Raw genomic sequence first — 21784 nt, 5'->3', positions numbered from 1 at the left:
ACAATGGGGCGGGTGAAAGGGAGTGGAACGGTGAACGGGAGCCGGGCAGAGGCCGGGGTGGGTGTGCCGGTCCGGACGAAGGCCCAGACCGGGGTGAACCTGCCGGCCCTGCGCCACCACAACGCGGCGCTGGTCCTGGACCTGCTGCGGGCGGCCGGGGCGGAGGGCATCAGCCGACTGGAGCTCGCCGAGCGCACCGGCCTCACCCCGCAGGCCGTCAGCAAGATCACCGCCCGGCTGCGGACGGAGGGGCTGGCCACCGGAGCGGGTCTGCGCCCCTCCACCGGGGGCAAGCCGCGTACGGTGCTCCGTCTCGTCCCCGACGCCCAGTACGCCGTCGGGCTCCATCTGGACCGCGACGGGCTCACCGCCGTACTGGTCGACCTGGCCGGGCGCTCCGTCGCGTCCACCCGCGCCCCGCTCGACCTCGGCGCCCCGGCGGACCGGGTGCTCGCGGACGCGGCCGACGCCGTACGGGACCTGAGCGCGGCCGAACCGCACAAGCCGGTGCTGGGCGTCGGCGTCGCCGTACCCGGCCCGCTCGACCACCGGAACGGCGTGCTCCACCGCGTCACCGGCTTCCCGCAGTGGGACGGCTACCCCCTGCGCGACGCCCTCGCCGAGCGCACCGGCCTTCCGGTCACCCTCGACAAGGACACCAACGCCGCCGCCCTGGCCCTGGCGCTTTCGCCGAGCGAGCCGCCCGGCGACTTCGCCTACCTCCACCTCGGTACGGGGCTCGGCGCCGGGCTCGTCCTGGGCGGCGAGGTGCACCGGGGGGCGCGGACGGGGGCGGGGGAGTTCGGCCACCAGACCCTCCAGCTGGACGGGCCTCTGTGCGGGTGCGGCGGGCGCGGCTGCATCGAGGCCCTCTGCCTGGCCGCCGAGGCGCGCGGCGACCGGGCGGAGGCGGCCCGGGTGCTGGGCGCGGGCGCGGCGAACCTGGTGGGGCTGCTCGACATCGACCGGGTCGTGCTGGGCGGGCGGACGGTGGCGGCGGACGAGGACGCGTACGTACGGGGGGTCCGCGCCGTGATCGCGGAGCGGGCGGCCCGGGGCGGGGGCGGGGACACGGTGACCGTCACCGTCGCGGGGGGCGGGGACCGGCCCGTCGCGGAGGGTGCGGCGCAGCTGGTGCTCGCGCCGGTGTTCGGGCGGGTGGGGGAGCGGGGGTAGGGGGCGGTCGGGCTGCGGGCGTGTTCGGAGCCTGACCGCCCCCTACCGGTCAGGCTGCGGGCGTGTTCGGAGCCGACGCTCGTACGGAGGTGGCGGCGGGCGCGCGTACCAGCAGGGCGGCCATCACCAGGGGAGCCACCGTCAGGTACACGACCCATAGCTCACCCCCGGCCGTGCTCCCCTGCCACGCCATCACCAGGGCGATGCCGCTCGCCACCACCCAGCCGCTGTCGTAGGCGATCATCAGCCGCAGGCAGGTGGCCATCGGGCGGCGGCGGACGTGGACGACCTCGATCCCGCCGCCGATCAGCAGGGCCGCGCCCGAGGCGGCCATCAACCAGGCCGGTACGCCGAGCAGTTCGCCGCCCCAGCCGTTGCCGAGGACGAAGGCGGCGCCGAGCACCACCTTGAACACGCCGTCACCGATGGCTCCCGCAAGCATGCGTGACATGAGTACTCCTTCTCGGTCCTGGCCCTGCGTGTCCTGGCCCTGAGTGCGCTTCCGTAATCTGATTACTAGAATAATCAAATTATGAGAATGACGAGAGCCGAAACCAAGGAACGCAACCGCCGCGCCCTCCTGGACGCCGCGTTCCACGTCGTCTCCCGGGACGGGCACCGCGCCCGGCTCGACGAGATCGCCGAGCGGGCCGGGCTGACCACCGGGGCCGTCTACTCGCTGTTCGGCAGCAAGAGCGGGCTGTTGGGTGCGCTGGTCACCGACTACCTCCAGCCGCACTACGCAGAGATCGAGCAGGCGATCCCGGCCGACGCGGATCTCCTGGGAGCGGTCGACGCCTTCGCCCGGTACTACCGGCGGAGCTGCGATGCGCCGGACGCGTCGGCCGACCAGTCGTTGCAGTTCACCCTGTTGGACATGGCCCTGCACGACGCCGAGGTGGGTCCCCGGCTGGCCGGGTCGGTCCGGGCGGAGGAGGAGCGGCTGATCGCCCTGTTCACCGGCAGGCCGCACGGTGGAACCCGCGTGACGCGGGGCCAGGCGCAACGCCTGACCACCGCACTGCGGGCCGTGCTCATCGGCCTCGGCCAGGGCGTCCTGCTCGGCCTCGCCCCGGCCGCCGACGAGCAGTACTTCGCCGATACGGCCCGCGCCCTGGTGTCGGGAGCGAGCCTGCTCGACGGCCCGCCCGAGGGCAGCGGCGGGGCGGGACCTTCCGCGGGCCTGTCGGCCGGGTGAACGGGAGCGGCCGAGAGGGGAGCGGGCCGGGCCGGGTCTCAGCGCTTCCTCTCCGGCGCGGGTTTCTCGCAGAGGAAGGGGTCGAGGAGGCCCGGCGCGGCTCGGACCGCGAAGTCCAGGCTCTCCCGCGCCTCGATGTCCGGGGTGTCGTACCCGCCGTACCCCGCCGCGGTCATGGTGGAGACGCTCCGCAGACCGAGGCGGCGCTGCAGGAGCGATTCGCGGATCACGACGGTGCTCACGGCCGAGCGCCGCAGAACGGTCGTGGAGCGGCTGAGGAGTCCGGAACGGGTCACCAGGTAGGACCCGCTGATCGTGTGGCCGAGCGCCCGGTAGGCGACGAAGGCCGCGCCGAGGGCGCACGGCCAGAGCGCGGCGGCCGCCCAGATCGCCGCGTACGGCAGTACGCCGGTCACCGCCATCCACAGCAGGACGAGAGCGATGCAGGCGGTGGTCAGGGTGGCCCACCAGAGGCGGCGGCGAAGAGCAGTCCTCGGGTGGGGCGTGAGCGGTGCGTGGAGGGGCTTCTCCTCGGCGCCGAGCACCTCGGTCGCCACGCGCCGGGTGACGGACACCGGGCCCCGGGGCAGGATCGCGGCGGGCTGGGACATCGACCACAGGCTGAGTCCGGTGGTGATGAGGCTGGTGTCGCTGACCCCCATCCACCGCCACAGGACCGGTTCGGATATCTGCACCCCGCGCACGCGGTTCTCGTCGCGGTTGACCTCCCGCGTGGTGAGGAGGCCCTGACGGGTGCGCAGCATGGTGCCGTCCGGGCCGGGGACCCGGGCCAGTTCGAAGTTTCCGTACTCCACGAAGTAGGTCACGGTGAGCCCGGCCGCGCCGAGGACGGTGGCGGCGAGGAAGGCGACGGCGGCGGTGCCCGCCCAGCCGAGGGACTTCCAGTCCAGCAGCCCGGAGACGAAGCCGGCGGAGTCCACCCCGAAGGTGTCGAGCAGCCAGTAGGTGCCCCACCCGAACCCGACGGCCATGACGTACGCCCAGCTGTTGAACATGTTGTAGACGAACCACCGCGGTTCGAACCGCGCGAACACGGTGAGGGGCCGGCCTGCGCCGGGCACCACCGGCTCGCTGTCTTCGGCGGCGGCGGTACGTTCGGGCTCACTGCGGCCGGGCTCGCTGTCTTCGGCGGCGGCCGTGCCCGCCGGGTCGAGGAACTCGTCCCGCAGGGCCAGCGCGGCGGCGGTGCTCACGGCGTCCAGCTTCAGCGCGGACTCGCCGTCGACGGACTGCTGTCCGGCACCGATGTTCACCACCCGCAGCCCCGAGAGCCGGTGGCGCGGCCTGGCCTCGATGTTGACGCTGCGGATGCGGTCGCGCTGGATCGACCGGTGCACCCGCAGGAAGACCCCGGTCCTCAGCTCCACGTGCGAAGCGGTGACCCGGTACCGGGTGAAGACCCAGCGGAGGGCGTCGGCGAACGCACCGATGACCCCGACCGCGGCGAACCCGATGAGGGGCCACAGCTGCCCGGAGCCGGGGTTGATCCCGACCACCAGGATGGCGATCCCCGCGGGCATCAGCGACAGGACGCTCTGGGCGAGATCGACCCAGATCACGCGGGGGCTGAGCCGCTGCCAGGGGTGGCCGGAGGCCGCGTCCGAAGGGTGCGGGGCGTCGCCTTCTCCGGGGCGGGGGCGCGGGCCGTCCTCTCCGGGGCGGAGGCCGTCATTCCCGGGGCGAGGGTCGTCGGGGCTCACGTGGCATCACCGGGGGTGAGCTGGGCGGTCCGCGTCAGCTCCGCGGCGACCCGCGCGGCGGTCTCCTTGTCCAGCCCGCAGATGTCGATCGCTCCCCGCGAGGACGCGGTGGTCACGCGCAGGGTCGACAGGCCCAGGAGCTGTTCGATGGGTCCCTGCACGGCGTCCACCGTCTGTACGCGGGAGAGCGGCGCGGCTCTCCACTCGCGCACCAGCCACCCGGTCCGGGCGAAGACGGCCTCGTCCGTGGTCTCCCAGCGGTGCACCCGGTACCGCAGCAGCGGCTCGATCGTCACCCCCACCACCAGGAGTACGGCGGACCCCGCCACGGCCACGATCAGCCACGGCCGGGCCGCTTCCCACAGGGCGTACCCGGTGATCGCGGCAGCCAGGACCGGCCCGGAGCCGGCCAGCGACTGGAGCATCCACCAGCCGATGGCCCGGCGTTCGACCGGGTTCTCCGGTGGCCGGAGGGTGAGTTCGGATATGGCGTGCTCCGGGGCGTTCATGCCGGGTCCTTCCCGATGGCGTGGTCGATGAAGTCCAGGAGCACAGCGGTCTGCCCCTTCAGGTCGATGTCGGGGTCCATGGCCCACGACTCCAGGACGCCGCTGGCGCAGCGCAGGATGATGTCGGCGACACCCCGCGCGTCGAACGGGCGTAGCTCTCCGTCATGCTGACCCTGGGTCAGGATCTCCGCGAGTCCCTCGACCTCCTCGGCGAGCTCGTCGGTGTAGGCGTGCGAGCCGTCCTCGCTCCGGTGGTTGGCCATGATGTCGCTCATCGCGAGGAACTGGGTGCGGTGGGCGCCGAAGAAGTCCAGCTCGGACTCGATCCAGGCCCGCACCTGCCCGGCAGCCGTCTCCTGGGCCGTGATCCGGGCCTCCATGTACTCCCAGCCCTGGTTGAAGAACTGGTTCGCCACCAGGCGGAGGAGCTCGTCCTTGCCGCTGAAGTGGTAGGTGATCACGCTCTTGCTGATGCCGGCCTTCTCGGCGATCCGCGCGAACGAGGTGTGGGCGTAGCCGACTTCCGCCACCACTTCGGCGGCGGCCTCGACGATCTGGGCGCGGCGGGCCTGTTCGATGAACGACGGGCGCTTCCGGTCGGACGGACCGGTATTCGTTCGCATGGGCAGAATTTAGTCCGATCGGACTGATTCGGCAAGGGTGGGGGCGCCCTGCCCGAAGACGACGAGGCCCGGGGTCACGGCTCGGCGCTGGTCGGGTGATCGTATGAACGGTGTCGGCATGTCGACTCTCGGGACTCGCGCGCGCGTGTTTGCGTCGGAGGCCACGATCGGTGGCCCCCGCCCCGGTCGTCCGCGAGCAGCGAAGGGTGTCCCCCATGTCCCCCACCTCCTGCGCGCGGCTGCGTGACGCCCGCGCGCGTGCCGCCCTCGGGCTGGCCGCCGGAATCGTCGTGCCCGCCGCACTCCTGGGCGTCCCGCAGGCCGCCGCCCGGCCGGGTCCGGCCGTTCCCGCCTCCTTAGCCGCCCAGACCGCCGACGCGACCGATGCTGCGACCGATACGGATGCGGAGGCTGCGGCCGATACCGATACCGATACCGAGGCCGTTGCCGGCGCCGCTGACGAGCAGCCCGCCTGCGGTGATCCGGAGGCCAAGGAGTTCCCCATCGAGGCCCGGATCCAGGGCGCCCCGAAGACGTACCCCTCCGGCGGCGGCTACGGCATCTGGTCCCTCGACCTCACCAACACCACCGCCACCTCCTGCCGCGCCCTGCACCCGGTGCTCGTGCTCACCGACGAGGACCGCAGGCTGACCGCCGACCAGATCCAGGTGAAGTTCTCCGAGCCCGGCCGCCCCGGAACCGAACACCGGGTCAGCTGGGAGACGACCGATCGCCACGAGCAGATCGGGGTCTTCGACGGCGGCGGCGAGGACTTCCTGGGCTTCACCGTCCCCGCCCGGGGCGCCGTCAGCGTCCGGGTCCGGATGGCGTTCACCTCCGACACCGTGCCCGGCCGGGTCACCGCCCACGCCGCCGTCGTCCAGCGCCATCACCAGGACAAGGCCAAGGGCGGTGGCCGGGAGGACGGGGACTGGGTGGGGGAGTCGGGGGCGTACCGGTTCGTGATCATCGACGGTGCCACGGGCGAGTACCCGAGGCCGGAGTGGACCGGGGCGGACGTCGGGGGCCGTACGGATGTCCCGGCCGAACCCCGCCCCCGTACGGAGACCTCCTCCACGCCCACGCCGGCGCCCACCGGCACGGGCGCGGGCACCGGCTCCCGTACCCCGGAACCCGTCCGTCCGGGCGACCCCGACAGTTCGGCGCCTCCCCGGGTGGACGGCGGCAAGGAGAGACCCCCGCTGCCGCCCCCCTACGCGACCGGGCGCCCGCTCCCCGAACTCGCCCGCACCGGACCCGAGCTCCTGCCCTGGGCCGGGGCCGCCGCCGCGCTGCTCGTCCTCTGCGGCGCGGCCCTCGTGACGAAGGGCCGCCGGATGCGCCGGACGGAAGGCTGACCGCCCTGCGCCGGACCGCCCCACCTGGTCGTTCATCCGCGTCTGCCACCATCGGGCGGTGGACTACCCGAACGACCAGGCACCTGGCTCACCGATCCGCTCCGGCATCCCGGAGCACGGCCGTATCCCCAAGTACTACGCGGTCAAGGCCCAAATCTCCCTGTTGCTGGACGAGTTGGGCGAGGGCGGGCTCCTGCCCACCGAGCGGGACCTCGCCCTGCGCCACGAGGTGTCGCGCGAGACCGTCCGGCAGGCGCTGCGCGAACTCCTGCTGGAGGGGCGGCTGCGCCGGCAGGGGCGCGGGACCGTCGTCGCCGGGCCCAAGCTGGAGCAGCCGCTCTCGCTCGCCAGCTACACCGAAGGGGTCCGGCGCCAGGGCAGACGGCCCGGCCGGCACCTCATCGGGCTGGAACGCTTCCCCTGCCCCGAAGCGCTCGCCGCCGAGATCGGGGTGGACCGGGGCGAACCCGTCTGGCACCTGGAGCGCGTGCTGCTCGCCGACGACGAGCGGGTGGGGCTGGAGAGCACGTACGTCAGTGTCGCCCGACTCCCGCGCCTGGACATGGAGTTCGACCCGGACTCCTCCTTCTACGCCTACCTCCGCGACCGGCTCGGCATCGCGTTCGGGGACGCCGACGAGCGCATCGAGACCGTGCTCGCCACCCCCCGCGAGGCCCTGCTCATCGGCACCCCGCCCGCCCTGCCGATGCTCCTCCTCCACCGCCTCTCCCGGGACACGGAGGGGCGCCCGCTGGAGCGGGTGCGGACGCTGTTCCGGGGGGACCGGTTCTCCTTCACCACGTATCTGGGCGGCCAGGGGCGTGGTTCGGCCGAGCCGCCCCCGACCGTATGACATCGCCTGGCCCGTCCGTCGCCCGCCGCCTGTCGTCCGTCACCTCCTCCCGCCGCCTTCTCCCGTCACCGAAGCCCGTCACTCCTCCCGTTACCTCCTTCCGTCACCGCGGCCCGTGCCGACGCCAGGCGGCGGCCAGCACAGGTTCCACGGCGAGGCCCTGCGGGCCGAGGTTGACGAGGGCGTTCATCTGCCGCAGGGCGGAGAGGAGCAGTTCGACATTCGGGTGATCGGGGTGGAGCAGCTCGGTCAGGTCGTCCAGGGGCAGCGGGGCATCGAACTCGTCAACCAGCTGATCGACAACCGCGTGGAGTTCGACGGCGTCCTCCAGCCCGGTCGACTTGAGCAGCCGCAAGCCCTCCGCGCCCTTGATCTCCTCGGCCAGCTGAACGAGCGCCTTCCGTGGTCCCTGACCCTTGATCGCCAGTTCCAGCAGGCGGTCCAGAATGCTCGGCCAGCCGCCGGTGATCTTCAGCAGGGCCGACCGTTGCGCCGGGTCCGAGTACGGCGCCATCGGGTCCTGGCCGGAGGTCCAACTGCGCAGCCCGTCCGCTGTGGCCAGTTGCAGGTAGACCGTGTTCTCCTCATCGGTTGCGGTCAGTTGGCGCAGATGCTCGATCCGCGCCGGGTCCAGGAGCGCCACGACACATCTGCTGACCCCTTCCGGAGGCTGCAGGGCGAGTGCCTGGTCCAAGGAGTTCCGCAGGGAGCTCGGGCTGAACTCCCTCATGTCGCTGACGATGATGCGATGCCTGGGTCCGGGCCTCCCGGTCTGCAGTTCCTTCCGGTAGTTGCTCGGTGAGGCGGGGGTGATCAGGGGCGCGATCCTGCCCGGAACACGCTCCTGCTGGCCGACCAGGGCCTTGTGGACGTCGTCGAGTCCGGCGGCCGACGATCCGACCACGATGCGGAGGCCGTTGCGGCGTTTCGTCAGATCGGCGATCTGAGCCTCGGTGAGCGGGCTGATGCGGCCGTCGGGGAGGGGCCGTCGGGTGTGCGCGGCGGACAGGGCCGTGACGGCTTCGCTCTCCTGGGAGGACAGCTCCTCCTCGATGCTCGAAGGGGTTCCGAGGAGAAGCAGCACATTCGAGGAGCGCAGCCGCCAGCCCGTGTCGTCAGCCGCCAGAACGCCCAGCCCGACCATCTCTTCCAGAAGGGCCCGGTACTCGTCGGGTGGTGTGGCCGACAGTGCCTTCGGCCACCATTCGCAGCATTCCGCGCGGAGCTCCCTGCCCGCGATGGGCTGGTCCACGCCGGATCGGTAGGCGTACAGAGCCAGGACCAGGGCGATGAGCTTGTAGCGGGGGTCGAGGTGCAGGGTGAGCCGTACGGTGTCCCGGATGCTCTTGGCGAGGGTCGCCGAGCCGATCACCCTTTCGAGGGTGTCCTCGTCGATCGTCCACGGAGGCCCGTCCGCCTGCACACGGCGGCTGTGGGTCTCCAGCACCAGGGCCAGCCCGATGTGCTGAATGATCTTCGGGTGGTAGTTGGCGTACGTCAGGGCGCGATGGATGAGGGTGTCGCTCTGGAACCTGATGCCGAGCGCCTGCATGGGCTCGTGGAGCAGCCGGTATGCGGCACCGGGACTGAGCGGGCCGATGACGAGGGGCTCACCGAAGTGGGCACCTGCCAAGGGCTGGTTGGGAAGCGCGGCGAAGCGCTGGACCTGGTGCAGCCCCGCGAAGACCGGCTTGAACCGTCGGCCGTTCGAACTCATCAGATTGCGCAGGGCGGTGGTGTGCACGAAGCCCTCGCGGGCGTCCCCGTCGAAGAACTCGTCGCATTCGTCGAAGAGGATGAGCAGCTTCCGTGCCCGGTCCTGCTGGAGCCAGCGGCCGATGTCCTCCTCGACCTGGTGCATGGTGCTTGCCCGGTTGCGGCGCCTCTCGGCGATCCCTTCATGTTCCAGACTGCGGGAGAGGAGATCCCAGATGTCGCCCGGCGTGAGCCCCATGCCTGACGGCAGCGGGATGTAGAGGCTGATGTGGTGCCGCGTCTGCCGATAACGTGCGGCCGCGGCCTTGAGGAGGGCCGACTTGCCGAGCCTTCGGCCTCCGTAGAGGATGCTCGATCCCTGGGCGTCGAGGACGGCCGACAGTTCGTCGCTCCGGCCGTAGAACATCTCGGAAGGCAGCGTGTCGCTTGCCTCGGGGAAGAACGGTGTGACTGCGCTGAAGGGCGCGAGGACGCGTTCCGTTGTCGAGAACAGGCCCGTGCCCCGGGCGGCGAGGAATGCCAGGGCCGACGCGTCGAGCACCAGGACCGGCTTGTCCCGTCGGGACAAGCACTCTCTGGCCAGCGCGCGGCGCTGGGCCACGGTCATGGATCCGGCGACCACCACCAGCACCGGGAGCTGGCTGACGTCCTGCTCGATCCAGCCGAAGAGGGTCCGGACGTCGGAGACGGCTCTCGTCGTCATGACGCGCAGTCGGCCCTCGGCTCCGGAGCCGAACTGGGGAAGCCGGCAGGGCCCGACCAGCTTGACGTCGGTGATGTCGAACCATCGCCGGGTCGCGGGACTGGTCAGACCAGCGTTGAACTCGTTGGCGTACTCGATGCCCGCCAGTCGCAGGGCCAGTTTCAGATGGCGCTCCTTGGAACGCAGCGTGTTCCATTGGCTGTGCAACTGCTGAAGTGCGGTGAGCGCGTCCGCTGCCTGGGATCGCTGGGCCGACGACAGGGCCGAGAAGTCCAGTCCCCTGTGGGTGCCGCCGTGGGCGGCTTCACGGATCAGCTCGGGGGTGATCCCGGACTGCAGTGACGCGCAGACATCGGGGAAGAAGGCGTCGAACTCCTTCGCCGGTTCGGCCGTCGGGGGGTCGGTCCCTTCGCGTGCCGCGATGAGGAACTCTTCGGCCGTGGCCAGGTCACCTTGGGTGATCAACGCGCGGATCTGGTCGGCCACGGACGCGGACGCGCCCGAATTGTTGAGCTGCTGGGCCGCTACCGCCTGGAACTTCTTCCGGGCCTGCTCGCGGTACTGCTTGAGCTGTTCGACGATCTCGCCGCATTCACGGCGTATGGTTCCCAGGTTGTCCCCGTCGAAAGCCTGCTTGGCCGCCTCCAGGCGCGCCGTGACCAACGACCTGCCGGGTTCGGGCAGTTGCCCCAGGCGTGCGGCTGTCTCCGCCTGGTGCCCGACTCGCTGGTGCAGGGCCCTGACCTCTTGGTGACTGACCGCGCGGAGCCGATGGTGTTCCTCGCGGAGCTTCTCGATCGTGCCCGCGCTCCCGCCCTGCAACTCGAACATCTCCAGGGAGATACGGGCGGTCGCGTAGTTCTCGGCAGCGGCATGTGCCCGGGCCGCCGCCTCCCATCCCGTGTGCTGTGCCTGTGCCACCTCGTCGACGGTGACGGGGCGCAAGGGGTTGAGATCGGCGTCGAACTCCAGGGCGGAGCACCGCAGCAGATCGACGTTGAGGGCGATGTTCGGTGCGCTTTCGGGCCCCGGGATCCTGCCCGCGCCGAGCACCGCCGTACTGGCACTCATCGAGGCCAGGGCCAGACCCGCGGCCGCCTGGAGCAGCGGATCGGTGGACGCGTCCGCGGTGAGTCCCTGCGCGCTGAGTTCGGTGGCGAGGTCCGTGCTCAGGGGGGACAGCCGAGTGGCGAGATGGGAGAAGACGGGAGGCGGAGTGAAGGGTGCCAGGTTCTGTACGGCTGTGAGCCACTCGTGGACGATCTCCAGGGATTCCTGCGCGTACTGCAGGATCCGCCGTCTCGCCGCCCCCTGTAGCCGGGAGGCCGACTTCTCCTTGAGGCCGGTATCGGTCTTGGCCAGTCTCCGGCCCAGGGATTCGGGCTTGCGCAGGTCGATCAACTGGGAACGCACGGAGTTCAGCCGGGCACGGTCGTCACGGGCCACGGCGAACAGCAACGATCCGATCAGGCCGTCCTCGGCCCACCAGGCACGCACGATCTCATTGGCACGCGCGAAGTGGAGGGTGCGCGGCTCAGCGAGGCTCCCCCGGGCCAGCGCACTCACCGAACTCACGTCGACATCGGGGAGAGTGCCGTCGTCGCTCGCTCCGGATGCCGGGGCGAGCGCCTGAACAGTGAGCTGACCGCGCGCACAGGCCTCCGCGACGATGCTCAGCGTGGCGCGGAGCGCGGGCATCCCGTGCAGCGAATCGTTGAGACGGCTCAGCGCTTCTCCGGCGCCGGGATCGCCGGAGACGAGGCAGACGCGCAGAAGTGCGGCGGCGCGCAGGAGACGTTCGGAAACGGTCTCCGCCCGGTCGGGGTGGACGGCCGACTCGGCACGGAAAGCGTCGGCGCATGCTCCGGTGGCGGAGCGCATGGCCTCGGCGAGGACGAACATCGCCAGGGTGGTGGCGAGTTCCTCGCTTCCCGATGCCCGGGCCGCGTGGTGAGCCAGCGCCACTTCCCCCTGGACGAGTGACTCAGCGATGACCTCGGTCTGCGGAGCCGTGGTCACCGGTGCCCGGTCGGCGGTGGAACGCCGGGCGTCGGACTCCTTGGCGGGATCGCAAGGCTCGTCACAGTCCGTCTGCTGCACACCGACGGGGCTCGTGCCCGGGGCGGAAGCCGCAGGCGTTGCTCCGATGACCTCCTGCCGCCCGGGTTCCGTGCTCGACGGAACCGACAGGATTTCGTCGGCCCCTGAGACGTTCCGGTCCCGCGCTGGGGCGGGGACCGGAACGCGCCCGTCGGACTCCTTCTCCTCGGCCGCCGGTGCGGCGGGGGCATGCGGCACGGCCGCGGGGGACTCGTCACCGGATGCGGGGGAGGGAGCCGTCGGCCCGCTCGCAGGGGGCTCCGCCGACGCCTGGCCTTCCTGGTCATGCGTATCGGCTGCGGCGGATGTACGGGGCCCGGGAGCCGCAGGACCCGAAGCGTCCGGTGCCATGGCCCGAGGCGCCGGAACGCGGGGGGCGGCTGACGCTTCGGGGAACGTCAGCTTCCCCCGTACGACCAGGAGCACGACACCGCACAGATCCTCCGGCAGCGCACTGCGGAGGCGGGCGTCCAGGCGCTCCACGCCCACATCGTCGTCCCGCTTCACGGAGTCGGCCAGTTCCACCACATCCGCCAGGAGGGTGGCGAGGGTTTCCTCCCCGTCCTGCCATGACGGGGACGAAATCAGCTGCTGCGCCTGTGCCCGCAGGGCTTCGACGGCTGGGTGGGTCCGGGGTCCCGGCCCTCCGATGATGCGATCGAGGCTTGCCCGCAGGGTCTCCGTGGTTCCGAGCCGGGCTGCGCGGTCCCGGAGCAGCTTCAGTACGGCCGGGAGCCGGTCGGGTGGCTCCGGAGGCCCGGAACCGTTCGTGGCCGGGGCCAGGGCCGAGTGCAGAGCGTCGCTGAGCTCCAGGAGTTCCTGGACCGGTTCCCAGGAATCCGAGGCCGGGAGCATGCCTCTGCTCAACTCGTCGGCAGCTCGGCGCAGGGAGATCTCGGCGCCCTCGAAAAGTCTCTCCAGCTTCCGCGCGGTGGCCTCGCACCGGGCGGACGTGTCCAGGGCGATGGCCGCCCGCCCGGAACCGCCGGCTTGGCCCGTGTCCGTCGCATGCCCGGATACGGCACGCCCGGATACGGAGAGCAGTTCGGTCCATTCCTGTGCGAGCTGATCGCATGCGTCGGCCAGTGCGGCCACCTGATCGGCGGGCCACGACGGCAGGGCGCGATGGCGCAGGGCCCAGGCGAGAACGTACGACTGCCCAGGGTCGGCGTCCCAGAAGGCGAAGGCGGCCAGGAGCAGTTCGTCGCGTGGTGCCTGCGTGAGGCTCTCTTCGAGAGAGTTGTCGCGTTCGCCGTACAGCCATTGAGCGCGTGCCTGGGCCAGGCTTTCGTTGAACGGGCCACCCAGTGTCTCGGCATCCTGCAGCCGTTGGACGGCGGGGCGGGCCGAGCGCAACTGGGACAGGGCGTGCGCGCAGATGGTGGGGGTCAGCCGGCCCATGGCCGGTACCCGCAATCGTTGCAGCAGCCGCGTACGACGGGTCTTGCCCATGCGGTTGAGCAGGTCGCCCAGTCGCTCCTGATCGAGCAGAGCGAGAACATCGCCCAAGGGATCTCCGAGCCGGTCCAGCCCCTGAACCACCCTGTTCCTGGCACCGGGCGGCGGCTCGGCTTCCCGGCTGCGTGCCTTCGCGGCCATCTTGACCTTTGTCATCCGTACTCAGATCACCTTTCCTCGGGCTGGGCCACATGCCGGTGCCACGGCCTGCCCGGTCCGCTTCCTTTGAGATGGCCGTGCACGAAGGTCATGCCGGGAGGCAGCTCCGTGTCCGCACCGATGCCTTCGATCTCCATGCGCCACCGCGCGTAGTCGCGCCGGGATTCCTGTGAGGGCTGTTGTCCGTCCGGGAGCCGGCGCCTCTGAGGCCTGATCCAACGGCGGCTCAGCGGCTGCCCCGGTGGATGGTCCGTGTCGTCCCAGCCGGAGGCCGAACGAGCTCGGAGGGCTTCCGGGGTGGCAGGCCACCACGTGAAGACATCAGGCCCGTCCTGCGGAGCGCTCTGCTGGGTCAGCAGGTCGAGCAGGGCCATGTCCTCACACGTGTGGATGACCGTCCAGAGCAAGGCCGGAGAACGGATGTCCGATCCGAACAGTGCGGCGGTCAGCCGGACGCCATCCAGTCGGCGGCTGTCGGCCGGACCGGCTTCTCCGTCCCGTTTGAGCGCCTCGATGATGAGGTGTTCGAGGGCTGCGACAGCCGGGCGCCACGACGGCCGGGGCGACGGGGGCCGCCCGGCCTCTCGGTCAGGTGCGGGTGGTGGCACGGTGAGCCCCGCGGCCCGGAGGAGTACGGACGCGTCGTACTCCCACAGGACGGTTCCGAACCCCTGGATCTCCGCAGGAGGCGAGAGCCGGACGGTCGTGGCGGTCAGCCTCCGGCCGGCCCGCGCAGCCGCGACGGTCAGCCGTGTCCCGGGTGGGAGACCTCGCGGCCAGGCGACCGGGCGGACCGCGGACCCCGCCCGGCGGACTCGCTGCTCGGCGAGCCCACCCGGCAGCGCGACCCCGTCGTGGTGCAGGTGGAGGATCAGCTCACCCTGCGGCAGCAAAGCCAGGACGGAGCGGCCCAGTTCCAGCCGCCCCGTCTCCAGGTCGGACCTGCTCAGCGCGACCGTGAGGACCATGAGCTCGTCGTCCATGTGCACCACGGAGACGTGGCTCGCGTCATCGGCCGATAGGGACGCCGCTCCGGCGGCCACCGGGCTCAGCCCCTCGGGAGGCGCCTGGCTCTCCGCGTACCCGACCCCGGCGGGACTGAGCGGATCCAGACCGGCGAGAAGGCTGTGCACGGGCAGGGGCTGTGCCCGCCAGATGCCACCTTGCTGCCAGCGGTCGTCGAGCCGTACATCGAGGTCGGGGGGCGACCCGCGGTGGGTCACCGCGTCCGCGAGGGCAAGGTTGGCATCGACGACCAGGGCCACACCCGAGACTCCGGACAGCCGGTCCGGCCGGTCCGTGCTTCGTATGAGGGTGTCGAGGAGGGGCCACAGGGCCGTATAGCGGGCACGGCCGCCGGGGGCGGGCCGACGGACCGCGCTGAGCACTTCCCCGGCGGGCGCGGAGTCGGCGAACGCGGAGCTTTCGGCGCCGGACCTGCCGTAGAGCCCCCAGACGCGCAGCCCGGGGGCGGAGGCCATGATCTGTCCCAGACAGCTGACCGCCGCCCGGACCGCGTGCGCGATGTCGGACTCCGTGATCTCGCCGTTCTCCTCCAGCAGCCATCCCGGCAGCGGCCCCGAGTCGAGCAGCGGCCGGGCCGGTCCGGCGAGGTGGGCGGCGAACGACCCCGCCTGGTCGCGTGCCGAGACATCCCGGACCACTGAGGGGACAGGGCCCACGAGGTGACCGTCCTGCCACCCGCCGCCCGGGCGCAGCCAGCGGCCCCGCTCCACCAGCTCACCCGTGCTCAACGGGCCGAACACGTCGGTGTCGACGATGATCCGCTGCCGGTCGAGGCGGTCCGCGGCGGGAGCTCCGGAGAGGGCCCCCGCCGCCCAGCCGTCCTGGTCGACATCCTCCTGCGCCCCCATTACCGCCGCCACCTCCCCCCAGAGTTCCCGGGTGCCGCGGGTCAGCCTGACGAACGCCCCCGCGGGCAGTACGGGAAGGGGGCCGCCGACAGGCGCGGTGACGAACGCGTCCGGGTCGGGTTCCACGGTGTAGCGGCGAAGCCGAGGGGAGTAGTCGAAGTAGAGAGCGTTGAACGCGCCGCAGGCGTGGAGGAGACCACCTCTGGCTGCCGCGACCTCTTCGAGGCGATCGGCGACGGCCGTTCGCCATCGGGTCGGCACATCCTCGAACTCTCCGAAGATTTCCGGACACAGCAGCGAATCCCCGCCGGGACGCCCCATCGCAGCACCTTCCCCTCACCGACCACCCTGTCGGCGCGTACTGCCGCTATTCGTACCCCAAGGCATGAGCGGAGCGCAGCGTTATCGCAAAGGTTCGGAGCGTGCTGGTGATGATGTGGATCGCGATCAGGTGGATAACGTAATGATAACGGGTCTAGTCCAAGCTTGGGGGGTCGTTCACCATCCCGTTGTCGACCGGATGTGTCCGGGACATGCGCCCCGAGGAGCGTGGCCGTCGTGAGAGTCATCGTCGTAGGAGCCGGCGTGGTGGGAACCATGCACGCCTGGCACGCAGTCAGCCGCGGCCACGAGGTCGTACAGATCGAGCGCGAGAGTGAGGCGCGCGGGGCGTCGCTCCGTAATTTCGGACAGATTTGGGTCAGTGGCCGGGCCGGTGGGGAGGAGCTGGAAACGGCCCTGCGCGCCCGGGAGTTGTGGGAGGGAATCGGGCAGCGGGTGCCGGGGCTCGGTTTCCGGGCCTGTGGGTCGCTGACCCCGCTGCGGACGGCGGCCGAGGTCGCCGTGGCCGAGGCGGCGCTCGCCCGGGCGGATGCGTCGGCGCGCGGCTACAAGCTGCTCACCGCCGAGGAGGCCCGCGCCCTCAATCCCGCCCTGCGCGGCACCTTCACCGCCGCCCTGTGGTGCGAGCGGGATGCGGCCGTCGAGCCGCGTACCGCCCAACTCGCCCTGAAGGCCGAGCTGCTGGCCTCCGGGCGGTACACGTATCTCGGGGGCCGCGAGGTGCGCGAAGTCGTCGGTGCCGGGTCTGTGCGCGACGACCACGGTGACGTCCACACCGGGGACGCCGTGATCCTGGCGACCGGGGCCTGGCTCGGCGGGCTCGTCCGGGAGCTGGCCGGGCCCGGGCTGCCCGTGCGCCGCGTCCGTCTCCAGATGATGCAGACCGACCCGCTCGGCGAGCCCCTCACCACCTCGGTCGCCGACGCCGACAGCTTCCGCTACTACCCGGCCTACCGCGGCGAGGCGCTCGACGCCCTCAACGCCCACCAGCCCCAGGACCCGGTCGCCGCCGAGCACCGCATGCAACTCCTCATGGTGCAGCGCAGGGACGGCGGGCTGACCATCGGGGACACCCACGAGTACGAGCACCCCTTCGCCTTCGACACCGTCGAGGAGCCGTACGAACACCTCACCCGGGTGGTGGAGGCCTTCCTCGGGCGGCCGTTGCCGCGCGTCAGGCACCGCTGGGCGGGCGTCTACGCCCAGTGCACCGACACCTCACGCGTCGTCCACCGCCAGGAGGTGGCCGATGGGGTCTGGCTGGTGACCGGACCCGGCGGGCGCGGTATGACGTGCTCGCCCGCCATCGCCGAAACGACCGCCGACGAACTGGGCTGGTGAACCTCATGACTTCAGCGACGCACCCGACCGACCACGACTCCTTCGGCCTCGTCGTCCTCGACATGGCCGGGACCACCGTCGCCGACGGCGGTCTCGTCGAGCAGGCCTTCTCCGCCGCCGCCGAACGCCTCGGCGTGCGGGCCGGGTCCGATGAGCACGAGCGCCAACTCGCTTATGTACGGGCCACCATGGGCGAGTCCAAGATCTCCGTCTTCCGGCATCTCTTCGGGGACGAGGAGAAGGCCCAGTACGCCAACACCGCCTTCGAGGAGGCGTACGGAGACCTCGTCGACGGCGGCCGTATCGCCCCGATCCCCGGAGCCCGGGAGGCAGTTGAGCGCCTTGCCGCGGAGGGCCGTACCGTCGTCCTGACCACCGGGTTCGCCCGCACCACCCAGGACGCCATCCTCGCCGCCCTCGGCTGGCAGGACCTCGTCCCCCTCACCCTCTGCCCCGCCGACGCGGGCGGCCGGGGGCGCCCCTGCCCGGACATGGTGCTGGCCGCCTTCCTGCGCACGGGCGCGGTGGACGACGTACGGCGGATCGTGGTGGCGGGGGACACCTCGTACGACATGCTCAGCGGCGTACGGTCCGGCGCCGGGATCGTCGCGGGCGTCCTCACCGGGGCCCACGGCCGGAGCCAGTTGGACCGGCACGGCGCCACCCATGTCCTCGGGTCGGTCGCCGAGCTGCCGGACCTCATCGCCGAGGCCGAGGCATGAGCGGCGAGGCCCCCGCCACCGTGCCCAGCGGCATCCGGTTCGACGCGGTGAGCGTCGCGTACGGGGAGAACACCGTCCTGGACCGGCTCGACCTCACCGTCGAACCCGGCGAGGTCATGGCCCTCCTCGGGCCCTCCGGCTCCGGCAAGACCACCGCCCTGCGCGCCGTCGCCGGGTTCGTCCGGCCCGCCTCCGGGCGGGTGTTCATCGGCGGGCGTGATGTCACCCGACTGCCCCCGCACCAGCGGGGGATCGGGATGGTGGTCCAGCAGTACGCGCTCTTCCCGCACCTCAAGGTCAAGGACAACGTCGCCTTCGGCCTCAAGGCCCACCGCACCCCCAAGGCCGAGATCGCCGGGCGGGTGACCGAAGCCCTCGAACTCGTCGGCATGGCCGCGTACGCCACCCGCTACCCCCGCGAGCTCTCCGGCGGCCAGCAGCAGCGCGTCGCCATCGCCCGCGCGCTCGCCATCCGCCCCGGCGTCCTCCTCCTCGACGAACCGCTCTCCGCCCTCGACGCCCGGCTCCGCTCCGGCATGCTCGCCGAACTCGCTCGGCTGCACCGCGAGTTGCCGGACGTCTCCATCCTGTACGTCACCCACGACCAGGTCGAGGCGCTCACCCTGGCCGACCGCATCGCCGTCATGGACCGCGCCCGGCTCCAGGACTGCGGCACCCCCGAGGAGCTCTACCGCCGACCCCGTACGGAGTTCACCGCGTCGTTCGTCGGCAACGCGAACCTTCTTCCGGTCACCGTCACCGGGGCGGGGCGCGTCGAGCTGGCGGGCGCCGCCCTCGACGTACCCACCGCGACTGCCGCCCTCGACGTACCCACCGCGACCGCCGTCCCCGGAGCCGCCGCCACCCTCTGCGTCCGGCCGCACCTGGTCGGGCTCGGCGCCGGGCCCAACGCGCTCACCGGCACCGTCACCGAGGTCCAGTGGCGCGGCTCCACCCACCGCGTCCACGCCGACGTCGACGGCCACCGCCTGATGGCCGACCTCCGCGAACTGCGCGAGCCCCCGGGCCTCGGCGAAACCGTCACCCTGCACTTCGCGGCGGAGGACGCGGTGCTGCTCCCGGCGAACACGGCGAGTGCGATGAGTGCGATGAGCGCCCAGGAGGTGGCGAGCAGTGGCTAGCACCCTCGCCGTCCGCCGGAAATCCATAAGCCTCACGAGGACACCCACCTGGGTCTGGGCCCTCCCGCCCGTCCTGATCCTCGCGCTCGGCTTCCTCTACCCGCTGGCCCTCGTCGTCCGGCAGTCCCTCACGCCCGACTCCCTGGACGAAGGCGGCGGTGCCTCCCTCGCCCCCTACACCGAGGTCTTCGCCTCCGCCGCCTTCCGCGATGCGCTCACCACCACCGTCTGGCTCGCGGTCGGCGCCACCGTCGGCTGTCTGGTCCTCGGCTTCGTCCTCGCCCTGGTCATCGCCTTCGTACCGTTCCCCGGCGGCAAGGCCGTCGCCCGGTTCATCGACGTCTTCCTCTCCTTCCCGTCCTTCCTCATCACGCTCGCCCTGCTCTTCATCTACGGGTCGGTCGGCATGGCCAACGGAGCGTGGACGGGCGTCACCGGGGCCGCCGAAGGGCCCTTCCACTTCCTGACCACCCCCTGGGGCGTCCTGCTCGCGGAGATCACGTACTTCACGCCCTTCGTCATGCGCCCGCTCCTCGCCGCCTTCTCCCAACTCGACACCGCCCAGCTGGAAGTGGCCTCCTCACTCGGGGCCGGGCCCCTCCGGATCGTGCGCCAGGTGATCCTGCCCGAGGCGCTTCCCGCACTCGCGGCGGGCGGCAGCCTGGTCCTGGTGCTCTGCCTCAACGAGTTCGGGATCGTCCTGTTCACCGGGGCGAAAGGGGTCACGACGCTGCCGATGCTCGTCTACACCAAGGCGATCCTGGAGTCGGACTACCCGGCCGCCTGTGTCGTCGCCGTCGTCAACATCGTTCTCTCCGTGGGGCTTTACAGCCTCTACCGGGTGGTGAGCCGCCGTGTTGGTGCATAGCCGTACGGGCAAGTGGGCCACCTGGTCCGCCTTCGCCCTCCTCTTCGTCCCGCTCTTCGCGGTGCCCCTCCTCGTCATCCTCGCCGCCTCGTTCGCCACGAACTGGTCCGGCGCCCTCCCCTCCGGCCCCACCACCGAGCGCTACGCCGCCGCGACGAGCGGCGACTCCCTCCAGGCGCTGACCACCAGCCTGGTGACCGCCCTCTGTGCCGGCGTGCTCGCCCTGGTCCTCGGCGGCTGGGCGGCGCTCGCGGCCGACTCCCTCGGCCGGCGCGGGAAGCGGGTCCTGGACGCGCTGTTCATGCTGCCGGTCGCCGTGCCGTCGGTGGTCGTCGGGCTCGCGGTGCTCGTCGCCTTCAGCCGGCCGCCGGTCCTCCTCAACGGCACCCGCTGGATCGTGATCATCGCCCACACGGTCCTGGTCACCGCCTTCGCCTACCAGTCCGTCTCGGCCGCCGCCCGGCGTCTGGACCCGATGTACGAGCAGGCGGCGGCCAGCCTCGGCGCGAGCCCCGCCCGGGTCCTGTGGCGGGTCAGGCTGCCACTCCTGCTGCCCTCCCTCACAGCGGCGGCCGGGCTCTGCTTCGCCCTGTCCATGGGGGAGTTGAGCGCCACGATGATGCTCTACCCGCCCGACTGGACCCCGCTCCCGGTGCAGATCTTCGCCGCCACCGACCGTGGCTCGCTCTTCACCGGAGCCGCCCTCGCCGTGGTCCTGATGGGGACGACGCTCCTCGCCCTGACGGCCGTCTCCCGCATCCGGACCCGCGCCTCCTACCGCTGATCCCGAACCCCTCCCCGTAACAACTGCTTCAGGAGAAGACATCCCATGCGCACCCCTGCCCTCACCCGGCCCGTCGCCGTCCTCGGCGCCCTCTCCCTCGCCGTCGTCACCCTCACCGCCTGCGGCGGCTCCTCCGCCGCCTCCGACGCCAAGGTCGTCACCGTCTACAGCGCCGACGGCCTCAAGGGCGAGAACGGTGACGGCTGGTACGACAAGGTCTTCAAGGAGTTCGAGAAGGAGACCGGCATCAAGGTGAAGTACGTGGAGGGCGGCTCCGGCGAGATGGTGCAGCGCACCGTCCGCGAGAAGTCCAACATCCAGGCCGATGTGCTCGTCACCCTGCCGCCCTTCATCCAGCAGGCCGACGCCAAGGGGCTGTTGGCGGCGTACGAGCCGAAGGGCGACGACCAGGTCGACGCGGCGGACAAGGCGCCCGACGCCAAGTGGACCTCCGTCGTCAACAACTACTTCGGCTTCATCTACAACAAGAAGCGGCTCGCCGACCCGCCCCGCACCTGGGAAGAGCTGCTGGACGCCTCGTACAAGGAGAAGATCCAGTACTCCACCCCCGGCGTCGCGGGCGACGGCACCGCCGTCCTCATCAAGGCCATGCACGACTTCGGCGGCAAGGAACCGGCGATGGAGTACCTGAAGCGGCTCCAGACCAACAACGTCGGCCCGTCCGCCTCCACCGGCAAGCTCGCGCCCAAGGTCGACAAGGGGGAACTCCTCGTCGCCAACGGGGACGTCCAGATGAACTTCGCCCAGTCCAAGGACATGCCCAACCTCGCCATCTGGTTCCCGGCGAAGGGTGACGGGAAGCCCACCAGCTTCGCCCTCCCCTACGCGGCCGGGCTCCTCGCCAAGGCCCCGCACAGCGAGAACGGCAAGAAGCTGCTCGACTTCCTCCTCTCCGAGCAGGCCCAGCGCGATGTCAGCGCGGTCGGCGGCGGCTTCACGGCCCGTAAGGACATCAAGGCCACCGACGCCAACGCCACCGAACTCAACGGGCTGTTGGAGGGCGTGGAGATCTTCGAGCCCGACTGGGCGGACATCGGCACCAACCTGGACACGTACATCGACGCCTGGAAGACGGCCACCGGAAGCTGACCGGCCATCTTTCGGCCACGGTTCCCT

General features: G+C 71.5%; 16 protein-coding genes. 10 read left to right on the top strand and 6 right to left on the bottom strand.

Annotated elements, in window-relative coordinates; genetic code table 11:
* The first annotated feature begins 3 nt into the window (after positions 1-3).
* Positions 4-1176, top strand: a complete 1173-nt coding sequence (locus ACFW9Z_RS24905; RefSeq protein WP_384644587.1) for an ROK family protein — start codon at positions 4-6, stop codon at positions 1174-1176.
* 49 nt (positions 1177-1225) lie between these two features.
* Here ACFW9Z_RS24905 and ACFW9Z_RS24900 read toward each other — a convergent pair whose 3' ends face one another.
* On the bottom strand, positions 1226-1627 hold the full coding sequence (locus ACFW9Z_RS24900; protein ID WP_384644585.1) for a hypothetical protein: 402 nt from the start codon (positions 1625-1627) through the stop codon (positions 1226-1228).
* Between the two features lie 87 nt (positions 1628-1714).
* Here ACFW9Z_RS24900 and ACFW9Z_RS24895 point away from each other — a divergent pair, with 87 nt between their 5' ends.
* Positions 1715-2374, top strand: a complete 660-nt coding sequence (locus tag ACFW9Z_RS24895) for a TetR/AcrR family transcriptional regulator (protein WP_384644583.1) — start codon at positions 1715-1717, stop codon at positions 2372-2374.
* Positions 2375-2412: 38 nt separating this feature from the next.
* Here ACFW9Z_RS24895 and ACFW9Z_RS24890 read toward each other — a convergent pair whose 3' ends face one another.
* From ACFW9Z_RS24890 to ACFW9Z_RS24880, 3 genes are all read right to left on the bottom strand, one after another.
* On the bottom strand, positions 2413-3954 hold the full coding sequence (locus ACFW9Z_RS24890; protein WP_384644581.1) for a PH domain-containing protein: 1542 nt from the start codon (positions 3952-3954) through the stop codon (positions 2413-2415).
* Between the two features lie 137 nt (positions 3955-4091).
* Positions 4092-4604 carry a PH domain-containing protein gene (locus ACFW9Z_RS24885; protein WP_384644579.1) on the bottom strand — a complete coding sequence of 171 codons (513 nt, stop codon included), beginning with the start codon at positions 4602-4604 and terminating at the stop codon, positions 4092-4094.
* The gene (locus tag ACFW9Z_RS24880) at positions 4601-5227 is read right to left on the bottom strand and encodes a TetR/AcrR family transcriptional regulator (RefSeq protein ID WP_384644577.1); all 627 of its coding nucleotides are present in this window, start codon (positions 5225-5227) and stop codon (positions 4601-4603) included. The genes ACFW9Z_RS24885 and ACFW9Z_RS24880 overlap by 4 nt, the downstream gene beginning before the upstream one ends.
* Positions 5228-5442: 215 nt before the next feature.
* On the opposite strand from ACFW9Z_RS24880, the gene ACFW9Z_RS24875 reads away from it, so the two are divergent.
* A complete protein-coding gene (locus tag ACFW9Z_RS24875; RefSeq protein WP_384644575.1) occupies positions 5443-6585 on the top strand; it encodes a peptidase in 1143 nt (380 codons plus the stop codon).
* Positions 6586-6643: 58 nt separating this feature from the next.
* Positions 6644-7438, top strand: a complete 795-nt coding sequence (locus ACFW9Z_RS24870; protein WP_384644573.1) for a GntR family transcriptional regulator — start codon at positions 6644-6646, stop codon at positions 7436-7438.
* A gap of 103 nt (positions 7439-7541) precedes the next feature.
* Here the strand turns inward: ACFW9Z_RS24870 and ACFW9Z_RS24865 are convergent, their stop codons facing one another.
* Both ACFW9Z_RS24865 and ACFW9Z_RS24860 read right to left on the bottom strand, forming a co-directional pair.
* A complete protein-coding gene (locus tag ACFW9Z_RS24865) occupies positions 7542-13571 on the bottom strand; it encodes a hypothetical protein (protein WP_384644571.1) in 6030 nt (2009 codons plus the stop codon).
* Positions 13572-13582: 11 nt separating this feature from the next.
* Positions 13583-15769 carry a hypothetical protein gene (locus tag ACFW9Z_RS24860; RefSeq protein ID WP_384644569.1) on the bottom strand — a complete coding sequence of 729 codons (2187 nt, stop codon included), beginning with the start codon at positions 15767-15769 and terminating at the stop codon, positions 13583-13585.
* Positions 15770-16006: 237 nt separating this feature from the next.
* Here ACFW9Z_RS24860 and ACFW9Z_RS24855 point away from each other — a divergent pair, with 237 nt between their 5' ends.
* The 6 genes from ACFW9Z_RS24855 to ACFW9Z_RS24830 are packed head-to-tail and all read left to right on the top strand — an operon-like array spanning position 16007 to position 21757.
* Positions 16007-17131 (top strand): TIGR03364 family FAD-dependent oxidoreductase, encoded by a 1125-nt coding sequence (locus tag ACFW9Z_RS24855; protein ID WP_384644567.1) that lies wholly within the window; start codon positions 16007-16009, stop codon positions 17129-17131.
* Between the two features lie 5 nt (positions 17132-17136).
* Positions 17137-17853 carry a phosphonatase-like hydrolase gene (locus tag ACFW9Z_RS24850; protein ID WP_384644565.1) on the top strand — a complete coding sequence of 239 codons (717 nt, stop codon included), beginning with the start codon at positions 17137-17139 and terminating at the stop codon, positions 17851-17853.
* Positions 17850-18995, top strand: a complete 1146-nt coding sequence (locus ACFW9Z_RS24845) for an ABC transporter ATP-binding protein (protein ID WP_384644563.1) — start codon at positions 17850-17852, stop codon at positions 18993-18995. Before ACFW9Z_RS24850 ends, ACFW9Z_RS24845 begins: the two co-directional genes overlap by 4 nt.
* Entirely contained in the window at positions 18988-19863 is an 876-nt protein-coding gene (locus ACFW9Z_RS24840; RefSeq protein WP_384644561.1) for a 2-aminoethylphosphonate ABC transporter permease subunit, read from the top strand. Before ACFW9Z_RS24845 ends, ACFW9Z_RS24840 begins: the two co-directional genes overlap by 8 nt.
* Positions 19850-20647 carry an ABC transporter permease gene (locus ACFW9Z_RS24835; protein ID WP_384644559.1) on the top strand — a complete coding sequence of 266 codons (798 nt, stop codon included), beginning with the start codon at positions 19850-19852 and terminating at the stop codon, positions 20645-20647. Before ACFW9Z_RS24840 ends, ACFW9Z_RS24835 begins: the two co-directional genes overlap by 14 nt.
* A gap of 45 nt (positions 20648-20692) precedes the next feature.
* Positions 20693-21757: a 2-aminoethylphosphonate ABC transporter substrate-binding protein gene (locus ACFW9Z_RS24830; RefSeq protein ID WP_384644557.1), complete on the top strand. Its 1065-nt coding sequence runs from the start codon at positions 20693-20695 to the stop codon at positions 21755-21757.
* Positions 21758-21784 lie beyond the last annotated feature (27 nt).

This window comes from Streptomyces sp. NPDC059452, from assembly GCF_042750035.1.
Classification (GTDB): Bacteria; Actinomycetota; Actinomycetes; order Streptomycetales; family Streptomycetaceae; genus Streptomyces.
This window is presented reverse-complemented; position numbering and strand designations above follow the sequence as displayed.

Coding starts and splice junctions, on each gene's coding strand:
- ACFW9Z_RS24905 (WP_384644587.1), top strand. CDS start 4: ATGGGGCGGGTGAAAGGGAGTGGAACGGTGAACGGGAGCCGGGCAGAG.
- ACFW9Z_RS24900 (WP_384644585.1), bottom strand. CDS start 1,627: ATGTCACGCATGCTTGCGGGAGCCATCGGTGACGGCGTGTTCAAGGTG.
- ACFW9Z_RS24895 (WP_384644583.1), top strand. CDS start 1,715: ATGACGAGAGCCGAAACCAAGGAACGCAACCGCCGCGCCCTCCTGGAC.
- ACFW9Z_RS24885 (WP_384644579.1), bottom strand. CDS start 4,604: ATGAACGCCCCGGAGCACGCCATATCCGAACTCACCCTCCGGCCACCG.
- ACFW9Z_RS24880 (WP_384644577.1), bottom strand. CDS start 5,227: ATGCGAACGAATACCGGTCCGTCCGACCGGAAGCGCCCGTCGTTCATC.
- ACFW9Z_RS24875 (WP_384644575.1), top strand. CDS start 5,443: ATGTCCCCCACCTCCTGCGCGCGGCTGCGTGACGCCCGCGCGCGTGCC.
- ACFW9Z_RS24865 (WP_384644571.1), bottom strand. CDS start 13,571: ATGACAAAGGTCAAGATGGCCGCGAAGGCACGCAGCCGGGAAGCCGAG.
- ACFW9Z_RS24860 (WP_384644569.1), bottom strand. CDS start 15,769: ATGGGGCGTCCCGGCGGGGATTCGCTGCTGTGTCCGGAAATCTTCGGA.
- ACFW9Z_RS24850 (WP_384644565.1), top strand. CDS start 17,137: ATGACTTCAGCGACGCACCCGACCGACCACGACTCCTTCGGCCTCGTC.
- ACFW9Z_RS24845 (WP_384644563.1), top strand. CDS start 17,850: ATGAGCGGCGAGGCCCCCGCCACCGTGCCCAGCGGCATCCGGTTCGAC.
- ACFW9Z_RS24830 (WP_384644557.1), top strand. CDS start 20,693: ATGCGCACCCCTGCCCTCACCCGGCCCGTCGCCGTCCTCGGCGCCCTC.